The 23,034-nt window shown below is 43.9% G+C and carries 21 protein-coding genes and 1 tRNA gene; 17 read left to right on the plus strand and 5 right to left on the minus strand.

Translation table 11 applies throughout. The features are described 5' to 3' along the window. Positions 1–173 precede the first annotated feature (173 nt). On the plus strand, positions 174–2,561 hold the full coding sequence (locus P5674_RS11285) for an ATP-binding cassette domain-containing protein (RefSeq protein WP_006618488.1): 2,388 nt from the start codon (positions 174–176) through the stop codon (positions 2,559–2,561). Positions 2,562–2,855: 294 nt separating this feature from the next. Continuing rightward, positions 2,856–4,409 (plus strand): FAD-dependent oxidoreductase, encoded by a 1,554-nt coding sequence (locus tag P5674_RS11290; protein ID WP_006618486.1) that lies wholly within the window; start codon positions 2,856–2,858, stop codon positions 4,407–4,409. 101 nt (positions 4,410–4,510) lie between these two features. On the opposite strand, the gene psaK is transcribed toward P5674_RS11290, so the two are convergent. Next, the gene (gene psaK, locus P5674_RS11295; protein WP_006618485.1) at positions 4,511–4,759 is read right to left on the minus strand and encodes a photosystem I reaction center subunit PsaK; all 249 of its coding nucleotides are present in this window, start codon (positions 4,757–4,759) and stop codon (positions 4,511–4,513) included. A 168-nt stretch (positions 4,760–4,927) separates the two neighbouring features. Continuing rightward, on the minus strand, positions 4,928–5,584 hold the full coding sequence (locus P5674_RS11300; RefSeq protein WP_006618484.1) for a class I SAM-dependent methyltransferase: 657 nt from the start codon (positions 5,582–5,584) through the stop codon (positions 4,928–4,930). A gap of 103 nt (positions 5,585–5,687) precedes the next feature. Between P5674_RS11300 and hemH the strand changes: the two genes are divergently transcribed. The 10 genes from hemH to glmU all read left to right on the plus strand — a co-directional run bounded on the left by hemH (position 5,688) and on the right by glmU (position 13,960). After that, positions 5,688–6,851 carry a ferrochelatase gene (hemH, locus tag P5674_RS11305; RefSeq protein WP_006618483.1) on the plus strand — a complete coding sequence of 388 codons (1,164 nt, stop codon included), beginning with the start codon at positions 5,688–5,690 and terminating at the stop codon, positions 6,849–6,851. Positions 6,852–6,932: 81 nt separating this feature from the next. Next, positions 6,933–7,373 carry an urease accessory protein UreE gene (ureE, locus tag P5674_RS11310; protein WP_014276107.1) on the plus strand — a complete coding sequence of 147 codons (441 nt, stop codon included), beginning with the start codon at positions 6,933–6,935 and terminating at the stop codon, positions 7,371–7,373. 36 nt (positions 7,374–7,409) lie between these two features. Next, positions 7,410–8,093: an urease accessory protein UreF gene (locus P5674_RS11315; protein WP_006618481.1), complete on the plus strand. Its 684-nt coding sequence runs from the start codon at positions 7,410–7,412 to the stop codon at positions 8,091–8,093. A gap of 29 nt (positions 8,094–8,122) precedes the next feature. After that, positions 8,123–8,881 carry a TIGR04283 family arsenosugar biosynthesis glycosyltransferase gene (locus tag P5674_RS11320; RefSeq protein WP_315670001.1) on the plus strand — a complete coding sequence of 253 codons (759 nt, stop codon included), beginning with the start codon at positions 8,123–8,125 and terminating at the stop codon, positions 8,879–8,881. 129 nt (positions 8,882–9,010) lie between these two features. Then, on the plus strand, positions 9,011–9,496 hold the full coding sequence (locus tag P5674_RS11325; protein ID WP_006623822.1) for a photosystem I reaction center protein subunit XI: 486 nt from the start codon (positions 9,011–9,013) through the stop codon (positions 9,494–9,496). Between the two features lie 96 nt (positions 9,497–9,592). Further along, positions 9,593–9,709, plus strand: a complete 117-nt coding sequence (locus P5674_RS11330; protein ID WP_006618478.1) for a photosystem I reaction center subunit VIII — start codon at positions 9,593–9,595, stop codon at positions 9,707–9,709. 164 nt (positions 9,710–9,873) lie between these two features. Beyond that, a complete protein-coding gene (locus P5674_RS11335) occupies positions 9,874–11,190 on the plus strand; it encodes a calcium-binding protein (protein WP_315670002.1) in 1,317 nt (438 codons plus the stop codon). 99 nt (positions 11,191–11,289) lie between these two features. Continuing rightward, the gene (locus P5674_RS11340; RefSeq protein ID WP_111890728.1) at positions 11,290–11,553 is read left to right on the plus strand and encodes a hypothetical protein; all 264 of its coding nucleotides are present in this window, start codon (positions 11,290–11,292) and stop codon (positions 11,551–11,553) included. A gap of 75 nt (positions 11,554–11,628) precedes the next feature. Next, complete coding sequence (locus P5674_RS11345) at positions 11,629–12,546, plus strand: MnmC family methyltransferase (protein ID WP_315670003.1); 918 nt, start codon at positions 11,629–11,631, stop codon at positions 12,544–12,546. Positions 12,547–12,592: 46 nt separating this feature from the next. Further along, positions 12,593–13,960 (plus strand): bifunctional UDP-N-acetylglucosamine diphosphorylase/glucosamine-1-phosphate N-acetyltransferase GlmU, encoded by a 1,368-nt coding sequence (gene glmU / locus P5674_RS11350; protein ID WP_006618474.1) that lies wholly within the window; start codon positions 12,593–12,595, stop codon positions 13,958–13,960. Positions 13,961–14,026: 66 nt separating this feature from the next. Here the strand turns inward: glmU and P5674_RS11355 are convergent, their stop codons facing one another. Further along, positions 14,027–14,959 carry a DUF1517 domain-containing protein gene (locus tag P5674_RS11355; protein ID WP_014276105.1) on the minus strand — a complete coding sequence of 311 codons (933 nt, stop codon included), beginning with the start codon at positions 14,957–14,959 and terminating at the stop codon, positions 14,027–14,029. Between the two features lie 2 nt (positions 14,960–14,961). Between P5674_RS11355 and P5674_RS11360 the strand changes: the two genes are divergently transcribed. The 4 genes from P5674_RS11360 to P5674_RS11375 all read left to right on the plus strand — a co-directional run bounded on the left by P5674_RS11360 (position 14,962) and on the right by P5674_RS11375 (position 21,135). Further along, positions 14,962–15,147, plus strand: coding sequence for a hypothetical protein (locus P5674_RS11360; protein ID WP_035736905.1), 186 nt, complete (start codon positions 14,962–14,964; stop codon positions 15,145–15,147). After that, complete coding sequence (locus P5674_RS11365; RefSeq protein WP_315670004.1) at positions 15,147–15,752, plus strand: hypothetical protein; 606 nt, start codon at positions 15,147–15,149, stop codon at positions 15,750–15,752. Before P5674_RS11360 ends, P5674_RS11365 begins: the two co-directional genes overlap by 1 nt. A gap of 16 nt (positions 15,753–15,768) precedes the next feature. Continuing rightward, positions 15,769–19,224 (plus strand): AAA-like domain-containing protein, encoded by a 3,456-nt coding sequence (locus P5674_RS11370; protein ID WP_315670005.1) that lies wholly within the window; start codon positions 15,769–15,771, stop codon positions 19,222–19,224. A 105-nt stretch (positions 19,225–19,329) separates the two neighbouring features. Continuing rightward, on the plus strand, positions 19,330–21,135 hold the full coding sequence (locus tag P5674_RS11375; RefSeq protein WP_006616990.1) for an ABC transporter ATP-binding protein: 1,806 nt from the start codon (positions 19,330–19,332) through the stop codon (positions 21,133–21,135). Positions 21,136–21,152: 17 nt separating this feature from the next. Here the strand turns inward: P5674_RS11375 and P5674_RS11380 are convergent, their stop codons facing one another. Further along, positions 21,153–21,983 (minus strand): tetratricopeptide repeat protein, encoded by an 831-nt coding sequence (locus tag P5674_RS11380; protein ID WP_035736901.1) that lies wholly within the window; start codon positions 21,981–21,983, stop codon positions 21,153–21,155. Between the two features lie 62 nt (positions 21,984–22,045). Next, positions 22,046–22,651 carry a hypothetical protein gene (locus tag P5674_RS11385; RefSeq protein ID WP_006616987.1) on the minus strand — a complete coding sequence of 202 codons (606 nt, stop codon included), beginning with the start codon at positions 22,649–22,651 and terminating at the stop codon, positions 22,046–22,048. Positions 22,652–22,770: 119 nt separating this feature from the next. Between P5674_RS11385 and P5674_RS11390 the strand changes: the two genes are divergently transcribed. Beyond that, positions 22,771–22,855, plus strand: a tRNA-Ser gene (locus tag P5674_RS11390). Positions 22,856–23,034: the final 179 nt, after the last annotated feature.

Here is a 23,034-nt window from a genome sequence, read left to right on the forward strand (position 1 = left end):
TAAAATTATCTTATACCATCCCCCACCACTTCCCCCTATCCCCCTAATTCAGGGGGATTTTTAATTTTTCGTTTTTCCTTGTCTCTTGTCCCTGGTCTGTTGAGAATTGACGGTTAACTCAACAGGTGCATATATTTGGTATGCTGACCTGATAGGATTTGGGAGGTGTAGCGATGACGGGTTTAAATGGGAAGTCCAACTTATCGAAGAAGTCCCCCTATTTAGAATTAAACAATCAGGGACAAGTCCTCACCTTTGAATTGACCCAAAATCAGCATATTTTGGGACGCGATCGCACCCGCGCTGATTTAGTAGTTCCCGAAACCTGGCGGGTAATTTCCGCTGGTCATCTAATTCTACGCCAAATCGGAGACACCTACTATATTTATGACGGAGACGGACAGCAACCTAGCACCAATGGTCTGTTTGTCAACCATACTAGAATTACAGCTAAGGAAGGCTATCGACTGCGGAGTGGGGTGGAAATTACCATCGGTCAGAACCCCAAAAATCAGATGAGGTTGCGCTACTTTGACCCCAATAATCCCACCACCTCCCCCTATTCAGTGATTCCGCCTATCTCTCTCAAAGAGCGATCGGTGATGTTAGGTAGAGACTCCACCGCCACAGTGCAGTTAGATTCCCCTATTGTATCACGATGTCATGGCATTATTGAACCCGATGATCAGGGTCATTATATTTTAAATGATTATAGCGCTAATGGCATATTTGTCAATGGTAAAAGAATCCAGAAAGCTACCCGATTACTAGATAACGATACCATGAGAATCGGTCCGTTTACCCTGATGCGTCAGGGGGATAATTTGGAAATCATGGATTTAGGCGATCGCATCAGATTAGATGCGGAAAGATTGCTGAGATTAGTCCGCGATCGCCGAGGTAAATCTAAAGTCTTATTAAGTGATTTAACCTTCGCCATTGAACCCGGACAATTTGTGGCATTAGTAGGGGGAAGTGGTGCGGGAAAATCTACCCTAATGCGAACCTTATTAGGTCTGAGTCCTACAACTAAGGGTTCCGTTTATCTGAATGGGGACGAATTACAACAAAACTTTAATCTCTATCGCCACCAAATAGGTTATGTTCCCCAAGATGATATTATTCATAGAGACTTAACTGTGGGAGAAGTTCTCACCTATGCGGCTAAATTGCGCTTACCTCCAGACGGGGATATGGAAGCCACAGTTACTAAAACTCTCTACGAAATAGAAATGCTCGATCGCCGTGATGTCATGGTGTCGCAACTTAGCGGCGGACAACGAAAACGGGTTAGTATCGGGGTGGAATTGTTAGCAGATCCTAAGTTATTTTTTCTGGATGAACCCACATCAGGACTTGATCCGGGGTTGGATAAAAAGATGATGGAATTGTTACGTCGTTTGGCTAACCAAGGACGGACAGTGATTTTAGTTACCCATGCTACCGCCAATATGATGATGTGCGATCGGGTAGTATTTTTAGGAAGGGGGGGGCGGTTATGTTATTTTGGACCCCCAGGGGAAGCCTTCGAGTTTTTTGAGTTAGATACCGGGGATTTTGCCGATATTTATAATTTGCTGGAAGAGGGAGAAGCGATCGCTCAAGAATGGTCTTTACGGTTTCGTAAATCTCCTCAATTTCAGAATTATGTAGTTAATCATCTCACCGGGGGAGAAACACCCGAAAAAAATCGGCAACCTGCTACTCATAAACTCGCCAATATTCCCCGACAATTATCAATCCTCACTCAAAGGTATGGTCAGCTAATTAAGCGGGACAAGTTGAATCTATTACTGAATTTGCTAACCGCGCCTGTGGGGATTTTATTGATTAGGTTGGCTATAGGCGATCGCGATCCCTTTATTGGCGATGCTGACACCAGTTTAGCATCTTTAGCGCGACAAGTGTTATTTGTTTTTACCTGTGCAGCTATCTGGGTGGGTTTATCTAGTTCCCTGCAAGAATTAGTGAAAGAAACCGCTATTTATACCCGGGAAAGGTTGGTAAATTTACGGATTGTTTCTTATTTGGGTTCAAAGTTCCTAATCTTATCAGGATTAGCCCTTTTACAGACTCTGTTAATGGTCGGAATAATTGCCCTTTGCTTTTCCGCAAAATCCAATCCTTTATTACCTTGGATTTTAGGGGTAAGTATTACCACATTTTTGACTATCATATCAGCCATGAGTTTAGGCGTGTTGGTGTCTGCTCGTGTCGAAAACAGCGCCCAGGCTAATAGTGCATTACCCCTGCTATTATTACCACAAATTATATTTTCTGGCGTATTATTTAAAATGGAAGGAATTAGCCGAGTAGTATCTTGGTTAATGGTGAGTCGCTGGTCTATGGGTGCTTATGGTTCCCTGGGGGATATAAATTCCTTAATTCCCCCACCCGTAACCCTCCCTGATGGCACAATTATTCCCCAACCCTTTGAGTTATCATCAGTTTATGAACCCACCTGGGAAAATTTATTATTAAATTGGGGTATGTTGGGGTTACATTTATTTATTTATTGGGGATTAACTGCGATTATTCAGAAGCAAAAAGACATCATTTAGACTACTTACTATTTTACCCTCTACCCCGCCTAGGTTGCCCATCATTGAAGGATGGCTATAGTATGGCTACAGTAATCTCTCTCTCAGAATTGACCCAATTCTGGGATTTGTGTTATATTTGATAAAACCTATTTGAAAATTTAATAATGTCCCAGTTTATTCATAGTTTAAAATTGCGAAATTTGCTCTCCTATGGGTCGGTCGTAACCCTTGATGCGATCGCCATGAAAGTGGGAGTTTTATTCGTAATTCTTCTCAGTCTATAATTAAACTGTCGGATAACTTTGAAACGCCATGTCTCTGACTCAACAAATTCTTTCGCAAATTCCGGGAAACCCTCTCACCGGACTACAAAACGCCGATCGCCTTTGGGAGGCCATCAAAAACCATAGCCTACCCATACCAGAAACCGTCAAAGAAACCGATCAACCCCTAAACCAAATTGATTATGATGTCATAGTCTGTGGGGGAACATTAGGAATTATTATCGGTGCGACCTTAGCCAAAAAAGGATGGCGCGTCGCCGTCTGTGAGCGCGGAAAGTTGAGGGGACGAGAACAAGAATGGAATATTTCCCGCCATGAACTTCAGGTATTTGAGAAGCTCAATTTACTCTCTCCAGAAGAATTAGAAAAAGCGATCGCCACCGAATATAACCCCGCTAGAATTAGCTTTCCCGACATTCCCGATATCTGGGTTAGAGATGTTCTTAATATTGGTGTTGACCCAGTTTATTTGCTAGACATCATCAAAACCCGGTTTTTAGAAGCTGGGGGTCAACTCTTAGAAAACACCCCCTACCAAGCCGCCACCATTCACCCCAATGGAGTCACCGTAGAAACCGGACTAAATCAAACTTTAACCAGCCGACTATTACTCGATGCAATGGGTCACTTTTCCCCCATTATCAAACAAGCCAGACAGGGAAAAACTCCTGATGCTGTTTGTTTAGTGGTGGGGACTTGCGCCACCGGATATCCTGATAATCAAACCGGAGATATATTCGCTTCTTTTACTCCTGTGCAAAATCAATGTCAGTATTTTTGGGAGGCTTTCCCAGCCCGAGACGGACGCACTACCTATATGTTTAGTTATCTTGATGCACACCCAGCCCGACCCAGTTTAACAGCCTTTTTTGAGGATTATTTAACCCTACTTCCTCAATATCAAAATGTGGAATTATCCCAGTTAAATTTTAAACGAGCCTTATTTGGTTTTTTCCCCTGTTATCGCCAGAGTCCCCTAGTCACTCCCTGGAATTGCATTATCCCCATTGGTGATAGTAGCGGTAGCCAGTCCCCTTTAAGTTTTGGTGGTTTTGGCGCAATGGTACGCCATCTTAATCGCTTAACTAACGGTATTGATGAAGCCTTGACAGCTAATATTTTGGATAGTAAATCTCTGGCTCTGTTACAACCCTATCAACCCAGTTTGTCGGTGACTTGGTTATTTCAAAAATCTATGAGTGTCCCCATAGATAAAACCATCAATAGTCACAGTATTAATCAACTTCTCGCCGCCGTATTTCAGGATATGGAACGTTTGGGGGAACCAGTGCTTAAACCTTTTTTACAAGATGTTATTCAATTTCCCGCCTTAGCTAAAACTCTATTTACTACCGGAATTCTACACCCTGCTATTGTCTTGAAAGTGATTCCACAGGTGGGGTTAGGAAATTTAGTTGATTGGACTATTCACTATTTGAATTTAGCCAGCTATAGTCTACTGTACCCCATGGGAAAATCTCTGAACCCTCTCACTCAAAAATTATCTGCTCAACAACAGTATTATATTCATCGCTGGGTTGATGCTTGGTGCTATGGTTCCGGGGGAGATTATCATAGTTAAAATCACATCACATCATATAAATAAAACCTCCTTTCCTAGTCTAAATTAGACTGAGGAAAGAAGGTATAAAAACCCTTGACAATCAGTGCCAAATCTAACTTTTAAAGTCCACCGACGTTAGCCAGTCCCAGAATTACACCAGCACCCAGGATATGACCTAAGCAAGCACTCCCAACTACAGCACCAGCACTCATACCAGCAATGGGGGTAGGTGCGCCTACGTTTTGTTGTTTAATGGTGAATTTACCAATAGCGATCGCCAAAACATTACAAACAATCATCACAATCGCAACATTGGGACTCCAGGGTAAAGTCGTGGGAGCCGCTGCAATTAAAGTTGAGTAAATCAATGGACTTCTCCTAATCTAAGGTTTAAACTTCAGCAGAATCGACAAATTTTACTATCTTTAAGTCCAAGTTTTTATCACAAAATTTTCGCAACTGCCTCAGAATGTAGCAATCCTTAATATTTCCACATATTTGTTAAAAATTGCTCCAAAAACTTAAACTTCTGTCAGTCAACTAGGCTTGAGCGCCTGAATAACTTGTAAACTCCCCCCAGCATAGAGACGAAAAGCCGTCCGGTCTGCCATGGGTGAGGAAAGAGCCACTTGAAACCCCATAGAAGCCAGTAAGCCTTGTAAGTCGGTATCAATTAACTCCCAAGCGGTTTCGGTTTCAAACAACCATAGAAACATCGCCACACCCGGCCAAAATATAGGATTAGTGGGTTTATGGAAATCCACCAGAGTAAATATACCCCCTGGCTTGAGTACCCGGTAAACCTCCCTTAAAATTTGTTGTAACTGGTCGGGGGCCATCTCATGGAGGGCGGCGCTAGTATGGACTAAATCAAAACTACAGTCATCAAAAGGCATATTTTCGGCAAAGGCTTCCACATACTCAGCGGTGGGGACATTAGCCCTGGCCCTAGAAAGCGATCGCCTTGATGCGTCCAAGCCCGTGACTTGTTGCGAGTATTGTGCGATAATCCTTGTGGCCTGTCCGCTGCCACAACATAAATCTAAAACCCGTGTTTCTGGGGTGATAGACAAACCCTCTAGGGGAAGGCGGCGGAACCGACCTTCACCACCTACAGCCAAAGCAGCCACGGCGGAAATCCCATCATACAGCCACTGATAGCGATAACTTAACGGTCTCAAAAATGTTGCCATCAATCAAAAATCCTTAACTTATGCTATAGACTTTGATCCTATTGATAGAATATTTTGTTAAAATGGGTAACAAAAATTAGAGTCTGGGAACCTGTTAAGCGCCATGGGAAGAGTTGGAGTCTTACTATTGAATCTAGGCGGACCTGAACAATTAGAGGATGTCCGCCCCTTTCTGTACAATCTATTTTCCGATCCAGAAATTATCCGGCTGCCATTTACTTGGCTACAAAAACCTCTAGCCTGGATGATTGCCACCATGCGCCACACAAAATCCCAGGAAAATTATAAAGAAATTGGGGGTGGGTCTCCACTGCGAAGGATTACCGAGGAACAGGCGGTCGCCCTGGAAGAAAAACTTGGGGAAAAAGGTAATAATGCTCAGGTATATGTGGGAATGCGCTACTGGCATCCCTTTACCGAGGAAGCATTGGCGAAAATTAAGCGCGATCGCATTGATGAATTAGTGATTCTCCCCCTATATCCGCAATTTTCCATTAGCACCAGTGGTTCTAGTTTTAGACTGCTCGAGAGGATTTGGGAAGATGACCCGGAACTACAAAAAATTGATTATACAGTGGTTCCCTCCTGGTATCAGCGATCGGGATATTTACAAGCTATGGCGCAACTCATCGCCCAGGAACTTGATCACTGTCCCAACCCGGATCAGGTCCATATTTTCTTTAGTGCCCACGGAGTCCCCCTTAAATATGTTGAGGAAGCCGGAGACCCCTATCAGGCAGAAATTGAAGGGTGTACTGAGTTGATTATGAAAACTCTCAACCGCCCAAACCCCCACACCCTGGCTTATCAAAGCCGCGTTGGTCCGGTGGAATGGCTAAAACCTTACACCGAAGAGGCTATCCCTGAATTAGCACAGCAAGGGGTCGAGGATTTATTGGTTGTTCCGATTAGTTTTGTCTCCGAACATATCGAAACTCTCCAAGAAATTGATATGGAGTATCGGGAATTAGCCGAAGAGTCCGGGATTAAGAATTTTTACCGGGTTCCGGCTTTGAACACTCATCCGGTTTTTATTAATGATTTGGCTGATATGGTGGTTGAGGCTTTGGAAAGCCCTAGTGTTCATTTCTCGGAAGTGGTGCGCCCCAGCAAACGGGTTAAGATGTATCCCCAGGAACGTTGGGAATGGGGTATGACCACAGCAGCGGAAGTCTGGAATGGTCGCTTGGCTATGATTGGAATTGTGGCTGTGATTGTCGAATTGATTACTGGTCAGGGGCCTTTGCATTTTATCGGTTTGCTTTAGCACGGGTTGGGAAAGTCTATCCCCCTGATTAAAAAGGGGGACTGGCCTCCCCTAGTCCGAAATTACTTGGTGGTGACGATCATGTTGGTTTTTACTCAAAAATTAGCGCCGGATCTCGATCGCATACCGGACTGGACGATCGCCCTAACAGCGGAACAACGCACTAAGACTAGACAACATATTGATATCCCTGGCGGCGATCGCATTACTTTATGTTTGGATCGTGGTGTGAATATCTCCGAGGGCGATCGCCTAATTTCCGAAACTGGGGACAAAGTTTTAGCTATTGTCGCCCAACCAGAACCCGTCATCACAGTTACAGCCCCGACTAATTTAGATCTCATTCGCGCCGCCTATCATTTGGGCAATCGTCATGTTCCCCTAGAAATTACCAGCCAGTATTTGCGCCTGGAACCTGATGGAGTTTTAGCTGATTTACTGGTTAAGTTAGGATGCCATGTTACCCAGGAAATCGCCCCGTTTTACCCCGACAAGGGAGCCTACCATGGACATGATCATTAATTGGTTAAATAACAGAGGGGAGGGAAGAGATAGGCTTTGATTTTACCATTATTACAGCTATCTAGTCCGGCGTTGCCTTTGGGTGCTTATAGCTATTCTGATGGATTAGAAACTCTGGTAGAAACCGGAGCGATCGCCAACGCCGAAGACCTGAATCACTGGTTAATTCAAGACCTCAATTATGGCGCGATTCGTCTGGAAGCCGCCTTAATGATGAGAGCCTTTCAGAGTTTTATCAATCAAGATGTAGCCAGTATATGTTATTGGAATAGTTGGCTAAGTGCCAGTAAAGAAACATCAGAATTGCGTCTGCAAAGCTGGCAGATGGGTAACTCTCTTTTGGCATTAATGGGGGAAATCTACCAGGCAAATGATGGCGATCATGATTATTTTCAATATATAAAATCAGCTATTGATAAGCCTTGTAATTATGCGATCGCCTTCGGAATTACCGCCGCCCATAGCCAGATAGAACCCCAAACAGCCCTACTGGGATATCTGCATAGTTGGGCTACCCATATCATCGGTGCCGGAGTCAAACTCATTCCATTAGGTCAAACCATAGGACAAAAACTGCTCTGGCAACTTTCCCCAACTCTCACCGAAATTAGCCAGCAAATACTGATGTTAAACGATGATGATTTAGTTAGCTGTAGTTGGGGATTAGGATTAGCAAGCATGGCTCACGAAATCCAGTATACCCGTCTGTTTCGCAGTTAATATATAGTGGCAACAGTAATTAGAAACAGATGACTATTTTCGAGCCAGGAACTGCTAGATTGACCCAACCCCATAGCGATCGCCATATTGCCAACATTCCCCAAATATCAATTATTATCCCCGTCCTCAATGAAGCGCCAACCCTTCCCCCTACCCTCAAGAAATTGCAGGGTATCAAAGGCATTGAAGTAATTGTAGTTGATGGTGGCAGTCAGGATGAAACCGTGACCATCGCCCAATCTTTCAGCGTCCAAGTCATCACCACAGCAGCCGGGAAAGCCCGACAAATGAACGCAGGAGCCGCGATCGCCACCGGAGATACTATCCTCTTCTTGCACGGTGACACCCAGCTTCCCGACGCTTTTAACCATTGGATAGAGCAAATTCTCCGTCAACCTGAGATTATCGCGGGAGCCTTTGAACTGGAAATCGCCGCCCCCATGTTACCACTGCGTTGGGTGGAATTCGGGGTAAAAATGCGATCGCATTATTGTCAACTCCCCTACGGCGACCAAGCCTTATTTATGAAAACCCAAACCTTTAGGGATATTGGCGGTTTTCCCGATTTACCAATTATGGAAGACTTTGCACTGGTGCGGCAACTACAGAAACGGGGCAAAATTGCGATCGCCCCAGTCCCAGTCATCACCTCAGCCAGGCGCTGGGAAAAACTAGGTATCCTGCAAACCACCCTAATTAACCAAATCGTCATTATCGGTTACCTTCTCCGTATTCCCAGCCCCACCCTCTCCCAGTGGTATCGGGCCAGAAAACGTAAAAATTTATGAACTTTTAGGATTATATGTGAACTTTTTTAACGCTAACTCCAATTTTTGTCGATAGTTTGCACAGGGCTGCTTAAAATATGAGCTTAACACCTGAACTCAAGATTTTAAGCGAACAGGAGAAAAATCAGTATGCCTCAAGCAACGGATCAAGGGTTGATTCAAGCCTACAACGGCGATCCCTTTGTAGGTCATCTATCCACCCCCATTAGTGATTCCGCCTTCACCCGCACCTTTATCGGCAACCTTCCCGCCTACCGTCCCGGTCTGTCTCCTCTTCTGCGAGGCTTAGAAATCGGTATGGCTCACGGTTACTTTATCGGTGGTCCCTGGGTTAAATTTGGAACCCAACGCGGCACTGAGTTCGCCAACCTCAATGGCCTGATTTGTGGCTTGGCTATGTTACTGATTGCCACAGCCTGTTTAGCCGCTTACGGTTTGGTAACTTTCCAAGGGGATAAATCCGAAGAAGGTGATTCCCTGCAAAGCGCCGCCGGTTGGAGCCAATTCGCTGGTGGATTTTTCATCGGCGGTATGGGAAGTGCATTTTTGGCATTTTTCTTGTTAGAAAACTTTGCTGTTGTTGACGCAATCTTTAGAGGTTTTGTCAATAATTAATCAGCACGATTCTGACTGAATTTTCACACAAATATCAGTCTGTCGGTTTTTTTGTAAAAAATTAACCTGAACTTTTGAAATTAGGAGACCTATAGCATGACTGGTGATTACGCTGCTTCCTTCCTGCCTTGGATTTTGATTCCTGTTGTTTGCTGGTTGATGCCTGCAGTTTTGATGGGTTTGCTGTTCATCCATATTGAAAGCGACGCCTAATATCAACCCTATTACCTAAACCGCTTAATCCTCCGCCTTTTGGTGGGGGATTTTTGGTGACTGATAGCCGGAATACTTAACTATATAATTATCAGAACTTTGACGATTTCAGGAAGTCCATGATAGCCTGACGGCGACAACTGTTGAATTATCCAAGAATTATCATGACTCCATCAGAATTAGGACTGGAAGCCTTGATGTCATCACAGCCAGGTCTGAATATCAGTCTGGAAGGCTTAAATAATACCATCCAATTTGGCACTGTAGCTAATGATACAATTGATGGCAGTGTTGGCGGTGGCAATAATCAGATCTACGGATTAGACGGAAATGATGTCTTATTAGCAGGCAATAATGATATTCTGTATGGTGGGTTAGGTTCTGATATCCTAGACGCATCAACTGGCAGCAATAACCAATTATTTGGCGGTCAAGGAGACGATGTATTAATTGGTGGCATTCGTAGCCAACTGTTTGGAGACTTGGGGGATGATCAATTATTTGCTGGAATTGATGGCGACACTCTGACAGGTGGCCCAGGTTCTGACCAGTTTTGGATTTTAAATAACGGCAATTTCCCCATTAATCCCAGTGTAATTACTGATTTTGAACCCGGAGTTGATGTCATTGGTTTAGATGATCCTACTCTCAGTTTTGAACGGCTGACACTCACTGAAGTTAACCCTGATATAGTCATTAGTTTAGATGGCGTACCCCTGACCATAGTATTAGGAAAAACAGCGGCTGAGTTAACAGCAGATAACTTTGTATTTGCTTCGTCCCCTCTCAGCGAGGACTTGATTACCTATCCCTTATTCTGGCAAGGAATTTTCGGCTATACCGCCATCGGAGAATTTAGTTATGATAGGCGTTTTGAGGGAACCATAGTTACCCGTGATCAACTCAGTGACCTACAAATAACCTTCTTTGACCCTGATGGGAACCCCATACAAAGTTTTGACTACGATTTTCCGCTTCCTCCCACCAGTGAATTGAATTTCAACTTTGACACTACCACCACTACCATTTTGCAAACTGGCAACTTTAACGAACCTGATGGATTGGATTTGGGGGTAGAATTTAACCTGGAAACAGGTATAGACTTCATCACCTTTTTACAACCGCCAGACTTTCCCGAAGCAGTTATCTTTTTAGAAGAAGTAGTGGTTCCCGGTTCTGATGCTGATTTGATTGGACTGGATGAGGGAGGTATGTTAACTGTTATTGGTCTCGAAGTTGTCCAAGGTGTTTTGGCGGCAGCATCCCAACAGTTCATGTTACCAGATTCTGAATTGAGAATCATGGAGGCTCAACCAGCATTATGGCCTGATGGTTGTCTGGGATTACCGGAAGATGGTGCTTTTTGTACTTTAGCGATTGTCCCTGGGTGGGAGGTGAAAGTAACGGACGGCGCAAATGAATTGGTTTATCGTACCAATGAATCAGGTTCGTTGGTCAAATTGGATATGTCGGCTAGTTGAATTTAACTCGATCCTAACTTCTGCTATTTTGGTTTTATCCTGAATGGCTGTCCTGGTGGCTGCAATAGACTAACAGTTGACCACCAGGGAGAAGTTACCATGAGACGTTCAAACCGTGATAGAATTCGCTACGATCGCACCGAAATCGAAGGAAAAAATATCCATATTCACGTGGATCTTAACTCTGACCCTCGTTATCGATACGACTACGATTATGAGTCTCAAGGGTTGGGATCGGTTGGGTTTTTGTTTTTGTTACTGACAGCGTTAGTTATTTTTGTCGGTAGTTATGGCGGTCCAGATACTTACGCCGTCCCCGATTTTGACCTATCGCCAATTTTGCGTCAGTCTACTTCTAAATAGTGGGAAAAGTTGCACTAATCTGATTACAGGCTTCCCCGCCTGTAAATTTGCTATAAATCTCCCCAGATTCAAGATATGATTACCAGAGATACCCAACGGTTAAACATGATGTCGGCACCGCAGGATTTACCCCTACAGCCTACCGAGGATGGTTCTTTTACATTTTTTTCCCCAGAATTTGGGGAGGCTTTCCATAGTCGTTTTGGCGCGAAGGGAGAGGCAAAAAGTAAATTTGTCGAACCCCTGAATTTAGCGGCTAAAGCTACAGCACCCAGTCTGACAATCTTGGATATTTGCTATGGTTTGGGATATAACACAGCAGCGGCTTTAGCTGCTATTTGGGAAGTTAACCCTCATTGTCAAGTTGAAATCATCGGATTAGAATTAGATCAGGGAGTCCCCCAAAGGGCGATCGCCCAAGGTTTATTAAATGATTATCCGCTTCCTATTCCCGAATATCTCAAGACTCTGGGGACTCAATTACAGGTAACATCCCATAACCTCCAAGCCACACTGCTAATTGGTGATGCTAGACAGATGTTAAAACAGGTCTATGATTCCGGTTTTCAGGCTGATGCTATTTGTCTTGACCCCTTTTCTCCCCCCACCTGTCCGGGACTGTGGACGGTGGAATTTTTGGCTATGGTGGCTCAATGTCTAAAACCTGACGGACGTTTAGCCACTTATTCCTGTGCGGCGGCGGTGCGAACTGCTTTAATGATGGCAGGATTAGCGATCGCTTCTAGTACCCCCTTTGGTCGCCGCGCCCCAGGAACGATCGCCAGTTGGGACGGGGTAGGTTTACCACCTCTAAGCGAAAAGGAACTGGAACAGCTTAACACCCGCGCGGCTATCCCCTATCGTGACCCGAATTTGGGCGATCGCCACCAATCAATTATAGAGCGCCGCCAAACCGAACAAGCCGGATCGCCCTTAGAACCTAGTAGCCACTGGAAAAAACGCTGGATTTCGGCTACTATAGACAACCAGTAATTTTGAGTCCGGGGCAAATTTAAAGACCCTATAAGTATTAAAACCGATGGTAGCAGTAGCAATTCTAGCAGCAGGACGAGGAACCCGCATGAAATCTGACCTTCCCAAGGTCTTACATGAGTTGGGAGGGCGATCGCTTGTCGAATGGGTTTTAGAAAGCGCCCGAGACTTACAACCCTTACGAAAGCTGGTGATTGTCGGTTATGGCGGCGATCAAGTCCAGACTTCTCTGATGGCGAAATATGCGGACGCAGGCTTAGAATTTGTCGAACAGAAACAACAGTTAGGTACTGGTCACGCTATCCAACAGGTTTTACCCTATTTACAGGATTTTACTGGGGATTTACTGGTTCTTAATGGGGATGTGCCACTACTGAGACCCCAAACGCTACAACGGTTGATGACTATTCATAAACAAGAGGGAAATGCTGCCACTATTGTAACGGCGAATTTGCCCAATCCCACGGGATACGGTCGAGTTTTTTGTGATAGCAAAAACCTGGTTAAAGAAATTGTCGAACATCGCGATTGCACCGAAGCGCAAAAGCAAAATCATCGCATCAATGCCGGGATTTATTGTTTTAATTGGCAGGCTTTAGCTAAAATTCTGCCCCATTTAAAAGCAGACAACGACCAACAGGAATATTATTTAACTGATACTGTGCATGACCTCGACCAAGTAATGGCGGTTGATGTGGAAGATTTCCGGGAAATTATGGGTATCAATAATCGCCGCCATTTAGCCGCCGCCCATGAGGTGCTTCAAGAATGGATTAAAGAAGGGTGGATGGATGCGGGTGTAACTTTGATAGACCCTGATAGTATTACTATTGATGATACGGTGCAATTAGAACCAGATGTGATTATTGAACCACAAACTCACCTGCGAGGAAAAACTCTAATTAAGTCGGGAAGTCGTATCGGACCGGGAACTTTAATCGAGAATAGCGAAATCGGGGAAAATGTGAGGGTTTTATATTCGGTGATTTCTGATAGCACGATCGCCTCTAATACCCGTATCGGTCCCTACGCCCATTTACGAGGTCATGCTAACATCGCTGAGGGGTGCAGAATTGGCAACTTTGTGGAGTTGAAAAATGCGGAAGTTGGACCGAAAACTAATATTGCCCATTTATCCTATATTGGGGATGCTACCCTAGGGGAAAAAGTCAATATCGGGGCGGGAACTATTACGGCTAATTATGATGGATTTAAGAAACATCACACTACCATAGGCGATCGCACTAAAACCGGCTCTAACAGCGTGATAGTTGCCCCTGTAACCCTCGGAAATGATGTGACAGTAGCAGCAGGGTCTGTGATTACTAATGACGTGCCAGACGACTCGTTAGCCATCGCTAGAGAAAGGCAAGTCGTCAAACATAATTGGCGATCGAACCAGCCACAGGATTAAATGGGATTAAATAGGTGCGTCAACTCCACACCAGCCGGGTGATGATTTGACGCACCGGACGACAGCCTAAACCAGTCTGAGATTAGGATAGTAAGCCAAAATATCATCAGTGCTAAGGGTATCGCCACTGGCTTGGGGAGTCCAAAGAACTTCGATCGCCAATAGCTGTTCACTACCAATGGAACCTAAACGACTGATCGCCTGTCTGACATCCTGGGAACTTTCAATTTTGGGTAATTCAAGCTGACCCAAAACGCCCACAACTAGGGTGACAATAATATATTCCCCTGGGTCTTCGGTAGCATCTTGACTGACGATCGCTCCATTGTCATCAGTAGCAGAAATGCGCTGATTATTGACGTTTGAGAGAGTTTCTTCGGTAAACTTACTACGTTCTGCGATCGCCAACTGATTAAATTTCGCTTCGGCGGAATTTAAACGCATCCGGGTCGCCTCACTCGCACCATAGACCCAATATTCTGGGTGACGTAGCAGGGCTAAAGTCGCTTCCTGAAGGACTTGGGCGCGACCTTCTGGGGTTCCGGTGTCAGCAGTGGCGGCGAGGCGATCGAGGTCCTGTTGGAGGTAGCGACCCTCAGCTAATAAACCTACCTGGACCTCAGCCACGGAAACTGTGGGGTTATTATATTCGGCTTCTTGGACTCCTTCACCGACAGCGCGGAAACTTCTCACGATAAAATTGGCAATGGCGACGAAAATCAGGATAGAAAATAGTCCTCCGAAACCGCCAAAACCAAAGAAGGGAAGTAAAAATGGAAATCCAAACCCACCGCCGCCGTAATATCCACCCCCTGGGGCGGTTCTGGGACCGGGGGCTAATGTGCGACTGGGAGCGCGGAATGAACCACCGCCGATCCGACCGCCACTTCTGGCTGCTAGGGCGTTGTCAGCATGGCTAAATCCTAGGGTGAGAATGAGGGCGATCGCTATTAGTGGTTTAAAAAACGGTTTAACAATTGACAACAAATTTTTCAACATAAATGATCCTAATGTCTGCTGGGGACTGGAGTTTGATCGAGGTTAGCATCAATTCTATCTGTACCTGCGATCGCTTATCCAGTCGATATATCTACTACTTTAACGCCTCTAGCATAACTGCTACAGCTAATCAAAAGTACGGACTTCCCCAATATAGGGGAGATATCCGCACCTTACCAAATTCTTAATGGTTGATTATACCGCTGTGCCAGTTTTGAGCCAACTGGTGGCTAGTTTTGGGGCTCTGGGACTAATGGTGGGAGTCAGGGTGTCTGATGGACAACAACAGACTCCTATAATTTTGCCTGTCCAACAAATTATATCCCCAAATCCTCAATGTCCCCTCGAATTAAACAAGTTACTGGCTGAGTTGGTGGTGGATTTACCCGCCTATGCTAACCGTGTGATTATGCGATCGCCACCTATTAACCATTTACAGGATCTCCCTACTTCTGTGATTTTAGCTACCAATTTACCCCCAGAAACTGTCCCAGTTTCTGAGCATTTACCCACCGATTTACCCACTGGTGATGATATTTCTTTGGGCTTCATTGTTACCCGTGAAAGGTTGTATGCTAATAATAGAATGCTCGTGATTCAACGCTATCATTGGCTATTCATGCGTTCAACTCCTAACGGGTGGGAATTAGTGAAAATGTTATCTAAATCAGATCCTTATCCGGGTTATAGGATTTTACCCCAGCCTTGGGATAGTAGCCAAAGTGCGATCGCCCGCGCCATTCGTCTGTGGTTGCGAGACTGTCAATGGCGGAGAGTCCCTATAGAAAAATGACTGAGAATTTTTGATTATGTATCAAGTTGGTGGTAGCTTAGATCGTAATGCTCCTAGTTATGTCGAAAGACAAGCCGACCGAGAACTTTATCAACACTTGAAAGCCGGAAAATTTTGTTATGTTCTTAACTCTCGTCAAATGGGGAAATCCTCATTATTGGCTCACACTAGATACCGCTTAGAATTAGAGGGATTGCGATGTTCTAGTATTGACTTAACCCTAGTCGGTCAAGACCAGATTAGCTCTGCTCAGTGGTATAAAGGCATTGTTGTTGAATTACTCAGAGGATTTAAATTATGGCCAAAATTCCCATTTAAAGCCTGGTGGGAAAAGCAAGAAAACCTTTCCCCAGTGCAGAAACTTGGTTATTTTATTGATGATGTATTATTGCCAGAAATATCTGACCAAAATCTGGTGATTTTTATAGACGAGATTGATAGTATGTTAAGCCTGGATTTCCCCTCAGATGATTTTTGGGCACTCATACGTTTTTTGTATAATAATAGAGCCAGTAATCCCCAATATAACCGCCTCACTTTTGCCATTTTTGGAGTCGCCACACCCTCCGATTTAATTCAAGACCGCACTCGGACACCTTTTAATATTGGTAAACCCATAGATTTAACAGGTTTTACCATCTTAGAAGCACAGATATTAGCCCAAGGATTAAATATCACAGGGTGCGACAAAATAGCAGTTATTGAACGCATTTTATTTTGGACTAATGGCCAGCCGTTTCTAACTCAAAAAACCTGTGATTTAATTAATCAAATCAACCTCGGAGCCAATGATGCGCCCCAGTTGATAACGCCGGGGGAAGAAAGCCAGTTTGTCGATGAAGTTATTAGCAGTAAAATTATCTATAAATGGCAAGAACAAGACCAGCCAGAGCATTTAATGACTATCTTAAACCGAATCAAGTATAGGGTAGATATCATGCCTAAAATGCTAGGTATTTATCAGAAATTGCTCGATAAAATCCCCGTAGAATTTGATAATAGTCCCGAACAATCAGAGTTAGTTTTATCTGGTTTAGTCTTTAAAAACCAAGGAATTTTGACCATCAAAAATCCCATTTATGAGACTATATTTAATCTGGCTTGGGCCATCCAGGAGCTATCAAATATTCGCCCCTATTCCCAGGCTTTAGATGCTTGGGTTAAATCCTACAAAAATGATGTATCTCGATTACTAACTGGACAAGCGTTAATAGATGCTAAAGTTTGGGCAAATGACCGCAGTTTAAGTGACTTAGATTATCAATTTTTAGCCACCAGTCAAGAACTGGAAGAACGCCAAATAAAAACCTATTTAGAAGCTGCCAAAATCAAAGAAATTGAGAAACGACTTGCTCAAGAAAAAAAACTGGCACAATTGCAGCGGTTACTGTTAATAATAGCTACCGTAGCTTTGACTATTTACTCTGGGTTGGGTATCTTGGTATGGCGACAAAATCAACAAATGCGGATTAGTGAAATCGGAGCCTTAGCATCTTCTTCTCATGGCTTATTAGCCTCCCATAACCAGTTAGATGCTATGGTGGATGCCATTAAGGCTCAACGTCGCCTAGAGAGTTTATGGACAGTTGATAGCCAAACTAAATACCAAGTAACATTGGCTTTAAATAATGCCATTTATTACACCAATGAATTTAATAGGTTAATTGGTCATAACGGCTCGGTTTTAAGTTTAGATATTAGCGGTGATGGTCAGTTAATTGCTACGGCTAGTAATGATAAAACTGTGAAAATTTGGCGGCAAGATGGAACCTTAATTAATACCCTCCCACATTCGGCAACTGTCCATCGTGTGGCTTTCAGTCTTGACGGTAATTTGGTGGTTTCTGGTAGTTTAGATGGTACGGTAAAACTGTGGAATGTCAATGGTGAATTATTGCAAAATATACAAGCCCATGATGCTCCGGTTTGGGGAATAGATTTTAGCCCCAATGGTGAAATTATCGCTTCTTCTAGTGGCGATCGCACTGTCAAATTATGGCGACTAGACGGCACATTATTAACAACTTTGACAGGACATACAACCAGTGTTTGGAATGTGGCTTTTGATAACAACAGTCAAATAGTAGCTTCTGTCGCCCTTGATGGTTTAATGAAATTCTGGAGCATCGATGGCAGATTATTAAACACCATAGAAGCACATGAAGCAGCTATTTGGGATGTCGCCTTTTGTTATGATACCAATTTACTGGTCTCTGTCAGCACAGATCAAACAGCTAAAATCTGGACAACAGATGGCACCTTGGTGAGAACTCTGGAGGAAAAAGATGCAATTCTTGGGGTTGATTGTAGCGCTAATGGTGAATTTATTGCCACCAGTGGTAGAAATAATACAGTAACAATTTGGCAAACAGACGGAACTTTTATGAAAACCTTAAAACGACATAATGCTATCATTAGAGATGTGGCATTAACCGCTAATGGGTTGATGGCTGCTTCCGCTAGTGATGATGGAACCGTCAAGTTATGGCGACGTAACGCATATTTATTAAAACCGCTTTATAATCATGATGATACCCTGTGGAATATAGCCACCAGTGCTGATAATCAATTGATTGCTTATGGGTCTGCTGATACCACCTATTTAAGAAAAACAGATGGTCAGCTTTTAAGTATAATTCGTAATTCCGGAAAGACAAGTCGCGCTGTAGCTTTTACTCCCGATGCAGATATCTTAGCACTTTCTGCTAATTATGAAGTGCAACTTTGGCAGATTACAAATATCACCAAATCTCCACCGGAACTACTGACCATATTAACTGGACATAAAGCATTAATTTATACTATTGCTATTAGTCCTGATGGTCAAATGGTGGCTGCCGCTGGGGATGATAAAACCATTAAATTATGGACGATTCAGGGAGAACTGATCAATAGTTTTTGGGCTCATAATGAAAGAATTTGGCGACTAGCTTTTGCCCCAGATGGTCAAACTCTTATCTCTGCTAGTGAAGATCAGACTGTCAAATTATGGACTACAGAGGGTGTGCTTGTGAACACCCTAAATCAAGATGGAGTTATTTGGGGAGTTGACATTAATCCTCAAGGAAATTTAATAGCTTCCGCTAGTCGTGATGATACTTTTAAACTGTGGAGATTAGATGGTACTTTGGTCAGAACAATTATAGCTAACAGTGGTGGATTAACCAGGGTTGCCTTTAGTCCAGACGGTCAAAATATCGCCACTGGTGGTGTTAATAATCAGGTGAAATTGTGGAATCTTGAAGGGGAGTTACTGCGAACTTTACCCGGACATGAAGCTATGGTAATCAGTCTAGCATTTACGGCTGATGGTAATTTTTTGGTATCTGGTGGGGATGACCGGACGCTGATTATATGGGATTTAGAGGGAATTAAAAATCTCGCTCCTATGGAATATGCCTGCAATTGGGTCGGGGATTATCTGCGGACTAATATGGAGGTACAAGATAGCGATCGCCTTTTGTGTCCATAAAATCTCAGCCGGGAATTGTCCATAAATCTGATTTTTTGGTATAATCATCATTTAAACTTCTAACTTGTCAACTTGGTTTCTGCTGATCTACCATTATAATTACCGATGATTGTCTCTGAAAAACAAAGAACCCTAGAAACCGACTGGCGGCTATTCTTACGATTGCGAGACTATGCCTCGCGCCATAAAAAATTGTTGGCGATCGCTATTATTTTACTCATTCCTCTGTCTATTTCTAGTGCCATTCAACCCATTTTAATTGGGCAAACTATTTCACTAATTCGCCAAGAACCCACCTATAAATTTCTACAAGGATTATCCCTATCAGCGGGCTTAAATCTCTTAGCTTTCCTGTTATTGCTGACAATTTCCCTCAGATTTACCCTTCAGGCTATCCAAGGATATGTCGTCCAGACCGTTGGACAAAAAATGACCGCAGATATTCGTAACGATTTATTTGACCATGTTACCTCTTTAGCAGTCCGATTTTTTGACCGGACTCCTGTGGGAAAACTCATTACTCGTCTCACCAGTGATGTCGATGCTTTAGGGGATGTATTCTCGACTGGTGCCATTGGCATTGTTAGCGATTTATTCTCGATTTTAGTAATTGCGATCGCCATGTTTAGCCTTCAGTGGCAGTTGGCTTTAATGTTGGTTTTATCTATGTTCCCGGTCACGGCAATAATTATCTATTTTCAACAACAATATCGCACTGCTAATTATAAAGCACGGGAGGAACTCTCCGACCTCAACGCACAACTGCAAGAAAATTTGATTGGTATTGGAGTTGTCCAACTATTTCGCCGCGAACGTTACAATACCGAGTTATTTCGCATCACCAATCAGCGTTATATTAAAGCCGTTGATAAAACCATTTTTTATGATTCGGCTGTCTCGGCAACCTTAGAATGGATTGCCCTAATAGCGATCGCCGCCGTCCTCTGGTTTGGCGGCCAACAAGTATTAAATCAAACCCTCAGCTTTGGCATACTTTCCACCTTTATACTATTCGCCCAACGTCTATTTGACCCCCTCCGACAATTTGCCGATAAATTTACCGCTATCCAAGCCGGTTTAACTGCTGTGGAAAGGATTAATGACATTCTGAACCAACCCATAGAAATCCGCGACCCAGAAATCGGAAAAGCCAGTGTTTTACCAACTAAAAATAGTGGAGCGATCGGCGAAATCAAATTTGAAAACGTTTATTTTGCCTACAAAAATGATGAATATGTAATCCACAACCTTAATTTTACTATTCATCCAGGCGAAAAAGTCGCCCTAGTCGGACCTACTGGGGCGGGGAAAAGTTCTATAATTCGGCTATTATGTCGTTTATACGAACCTAGTCGCGGTCGCATTTTAATTGATGGCATTGATATCCGTGATTTACCTCAAGCCGAATTACGTCGCCATGTGGGGGTCATCTTACAAGATGGGTTTCTATTCGCCGGAGATGTTAAAAGTAATATTACCCTAGGGGAAACCTATACAATCGACGAAATTCGACAGGCGGCGGAAAAGACTAATGTAGCTGAGTTTATTGAGGCTTTACCCGAAGGTTATGATACCGAATTGAGGGAAAGAGGCACTAATCTTTCCAGTGGTCAAAAACAGCTTTTAGCTTTTGCGAGGGTAGCCATTAGAGACCCACAAATCTTAGTTTTGGATGAAGCCACCGCTAACCTAGACGTGATGACAGAATCCCTAATTCAGGATGCCCTTGATCGGATGTTAGTCGGCAAAACTGCCATTATTATTGCCCACCGTTTATCAACGATTAAAAATGTCGATCGCATTTTAGTTTTACAGCGAGGAAGACTGATAGAGTCCGGTTCCCATGACCAATTATTAAACCAGGGCGGACTCTACGCCAGTCTGTATCAGTTACAGATGTTAGGTGCTTAATCCTCGGAACTTTCCGCTTATTTGAGGTTCAAAAATCTGTCTAAGGCTTCCACCAAAGCCGGAGGCCAACGGCGGATATTAGCTACCCAATCAATATCTCGATAACGGGGGTCTAATCCAATCGCCGCCACCCAATTACTTTCGGCTTCCCCTATTTTACCACTATCCCACAAACAGGCGGTTAAAGCTGCCCGCATATCGGCAAAATTGGGATATTTACGAATCAGATTTTTGATGTTGCGGATAGCTTCTTTAGTTTCTCCACTTTCATACAAAGCCAGGGCGTAGTTAGCCCTAGCAAAAGCATAATTAGGGTCTAATTCCGCCGCCTGGAAATAGTCGGCGATCGCCGCTTCCCAGTTTTTCTGTCCGGCTTCCGCATTACCTCGATTATTATAGGCGATCGCATCAGAGGGACTCAATTCTAAAGTCCGATTATAGTCAGCGATCGCATCAGACCAACGCCCCAAACCCTCATAAGCCACTCCCCGGTTAAGGTAAGCGTCCGCCGCCGTCGGCGCTAATTCAATAGCCCGGTTATAGTCCCCTATTGCTTCCGTGAGGCGGTTTTGGCTAACTCGGACATTACCTCGGTTACTCCACATAGCCGGGTTATCCGGGTAACGATTAATAATTTCAGTCCAGTAACTCTCTGCTTCGGGAAACCGTCCCGCTTGGCTAGTGGAAAAAGCCCTCTCTAGTAGTTCATCCAATGATAAAGTTGAGATTTCCGCTACCGTTTCCCCTACGGTTTCAGTAGCAGCCCAGGCTAAATTATATGGCGATACTACCCCTAGCCATAGCCAGCAAAATACCACGGTTAGAAAAAGTATCAATCGGCGCATCATTAAAAAAAAGCCACAACAACCTGAAATTATACCCAAATTAGCCGCCGATTGACCAGCCTACCTCAGACTTTTACCCATAGCGCCAACCCTCCCCCTCGCCCTCTAGCGGCGATCAAGTTTTCTCGAATTAGGAAATAGGCAAAAAAAGCCTGGTCTTTAACTAGGCGTTGATCAAAATTTTCCTCGCTAGTTTTCCCACCACGAATATAGTTATCATAAAGTTTTATCCCCACCGCTTCCACCGCTAGGCGGGTAAAATCAAAAGCCAGAATATCATTTTTCTCCAAAAACTTAGCCGGACCGCTAACAGTTAATGTCATTAGTCCGACTTGGATTTGGTTTTCGATTCTACCGGCTTCAAAGGGTTGGCGATCGCCGCTTTCCACCCCCGAAACTGGGGAATAGTTTAATAATACACCAACTAGCCCCGGCAGATAACGACCCGCCCCCATAATCACCCCTGCTTTAGCGCGAGTTTTTTTGGTTCCGGTAATGAAATATAATTGCCAACACCCATACAAACTCTCGAAGGGGTGAGGTTTCCGGTTTTGGCGACCCGCCTTTTCCGCCTCTAATAAAGCATTAACCACCTGGTCAGGAGAAACGCGATCGCCCCGAGATTTTAGCGATCGCGCCGTTTGGTCTAGGATGTCCAGATATTCAGCCAAGGTTCTGATTTCATCAAGATATGATAATTATCTCTTATATCATTTATCGGCATACCAAGACAAATTGATGGCTAATATCAGCAGATTTGTGTTATAATGGGTAATGATCAGATACCCTTGGAGAGGTGGCAGAGTGGTCGATCGCGCTCGACTTGAAATCGAGTGAGCCGCAAGGTTCCGTGGGTTCAAATCCCACCCTCTCCGATTAACTTAAACCCTTATCCTGACTACTATCGCGGGAATTGCTTTAACCCGATAGTCGTACCGTTACATTCAATATGCACTCCATTCAGTCTTAGCACACGGGACGATTAGTGCATATCCCTTAGCAACAAAACTTAATTATTGACGGGTTAATCAATAAGCACAACTTAATCAATCTC

Origin of the sequence: Limnospira sp. PMC 289.06, from assembly GCF_032350395.1 — a bacterium.
Lineage (GTDB): Bacteria > Cyanobacteriota > Cyanobacteriia > Cyanobacteriales > Microcoleaceae > Limnospira > Limnospira platensis.

Coding starts and splice junctions, on each gene's coding strand:
- P5674_RS11285 (WP_006618488.1), top strand. CDS start 174: ATGACGGGTTTAAATGGGAAGTCCAACTTATCGAAGAAGTCCCCCTAT.
- P5674_RS11290 (WP_006618486.1), top strand. CDS start 2,856: ATGTCTCTGACTCAACAAATTCTTTCGCAAATTCCGGGAAACCCTCTC.
- P5674_RS11300 (WP_006618484.1), bottom strand. CDS start 5,584: ATGGCAACATTTTTGAGACCGTTAAGTTATCGCTATCAGTGGCTGTAT.
- hemH (WP_006618483.1), top strand. CDS start 5,688: ATGGGAAGAGTTGGAGTCTTACTATTGAATCTAGGCGGACCTGAACAA.
- ureE (WP_014276107.1), top strand. CDS start 6,933: ATGTTGGTTTTTACTCAAAAATTAGCGCCGGATCTCGATCGCATACCG.
- P5674_RS11320 (WP_315670001.1), top strand. CDS start 8,123: ATGACTATTTTCGAGCCAGGAACTGCTAGATTGACCCAACCCCATAGC.
- P5674_RS11325 (WP_006623822.1), top strand. CDS start 9,011: ATGCCTCAAGCAACGGATCAAGGGTTGATTCAAGCCTACAACGGCGAT.
- P5674_RS11330 (WP_006618478.1), top strand. CDS start 9,593: ATGACTGGTGATTACGCTGCTTCCTTCCTGCCTTGGATTTTGATTCCT.
- P5674_RS11335 (WP_315670002.1), top strand. CDS start 9,874: ATGACTCCATCAGAATTAGGACTGGAAGCCTTGATGTCATCACAGCCA.
- P5674_RS11340 (WP_111890728.1), top strand. CDS start 11,290: ATGAGACGTTCAAACCGTGATAGAATTCGCTACGATCGCACCGAAATC.
- P5674_RS11345 (WP_315670003.1), top strand. CDS start 11,629: ATGATTACCAGAGATACCCAACGGTTAAACATGATGTCGGCACCGCAG.
- glmU (WP_006618474.1), top strand. CDS start 12,593: ATGGTAGCAGTAGCAATTCTAGCAGCAGGACGAGGAACCCGCATGAAA.
- P5674_RS11355 (WP_014276105.1), bottom strand. CDS start 14,959: ATGTTGAAAAATTTGTTGTCAATTGTTAAACCGTTTTTTAAACCACTA.
- P5674_RS11360 (WP_035736905.1), top strand. CDS start 14,962: ATGATCCTAATGTCTGCTGGGGACTGGAGTTTGATCGAGGTTAGCATC.
- P5674_RS11365 (WP_315670004.1), top strand. CDS start 15,147: ATGGTTGATTATACCGCTGTGCCAGTTTTGAGCCAACTGGTGGCTAGT.
- P5674_RS11370 (WP_315670005.1), top strand. CDS start 15,769: ATGTATCAAGTTGGTGGTAGCTTAGATCGTAATGCTCCTAGTTATGTC.
- P5674_RS11375 (WP_006616990.1), top strand. CDS start 19,330: ATGATTGTCTCTGAAAAACAAAGAACCCTAGAAACCGACTGGCGGCTA.
- P5674_RS11380 (WP_035736901.1), bottom strand. CDS start 21,983: ATGATGCGCCGATTGATACTTTTTCTAACCGTGGTATTTTGCTGGCTA.